We start from the raw sequence: 876 nt of genomic DNA on the forward strand, positions 1-876 counted from the left end.
GCTTAAGTTACACAATCGAGGTGCAAGAAGGGTTAGGAAATACAGAGTTGCCTCCGATGATGCTGCAACCTTTGGTAGAGAACGCCATTATTCACGGCATCGAGCCAAAACGTGAAGGTGGCGAAGGCCAATTGCTGATAAAGCAAGAGAAGCAGCTGTTGCAAATTGAAGTGAAAGACACTGGCGTGGGGTTGAGTCACGTCAGCAATCGCTCTGGTTCGGGGGTTGGATGGAGTAACCTTAAACAGCGTGTGGATGCCTTATTTGCTGGCAAAGGTCAGGTGTCGATCAGTGAATCTTCCGAAGGTGGTGTGAGTGTGCGTTTGAGTTGGCCAATGACAAGTAAGGAACAGTGAAATGAATACAGGGTTTACTGCCATTATCGCCGATGATGAGCCGTTATTGCGGCATCATCTCGACAAAAGCCTCGCGGAAGTGTGGCCGGAGTTGGACATCGTTGCCAAGGTAGCTGATGGCGAACAAGCCTTGCTCGCCATTGAGCAAAGCCAACCTGATATTGCCTTTCTCGATATTCGTATGCCCGTGTTAGATGGCATGAGTTTGGCGCAAAAACTCAATCGTTTGGCCAACCCGCCTTTGATCGTGTTTGTTACTGCTTATGATGACTATGCCATTAAAGCGTTTGAGCAAAACGCGGCAGATTACCTGCTCAAACCCATTTCCGACGCTCGTTTGCAGACGACCTGTGAACGAGTCAAAGCTCGACTCAGCCAACGAGGAAGCGACAACAGCCATGTTCAGATGAATAGTTTGTTGGAACAACTGCAACAGTTGTCTGCGCCTCAAACACCGCAATACTTACAGTGGATTAAAGCCACGCAAGGTGACGATATTCATCTCATCGCGACGTCTGAT

Annotated in this window: 2 protein-coding genes; both read left to right on the forward strand. The window is 48.7% G+C overall.

Annotated features, from left to right (window positions below):
• A partial coding sequence (locus R8O10_RS24350; protein WP_412035173.1) for a sensor histidine kinase occupies nt 1-356 on the forward strand: 356 nt, incomplete at its 5' end.
• Between the two features lies 1 nt (nt 357).
• A partial coding sequence (locus R8O10_RS24355) for a response regulator (RefSeq protein WP_318191837.1) occupies nt 358-876 on the forward strand: 519 nt, incomplete at its 3' end.

This window comes from Vibrio sp. 1727 (genome assembly GCF_033344415.1).
Classification (GTDB): domain Bacteria; phylum Pseudomonadota; class Gammaproteobacteria; order Enterobacterales; family Vibrionaceae; genus Vibrio; species Vibrio alginolyticus.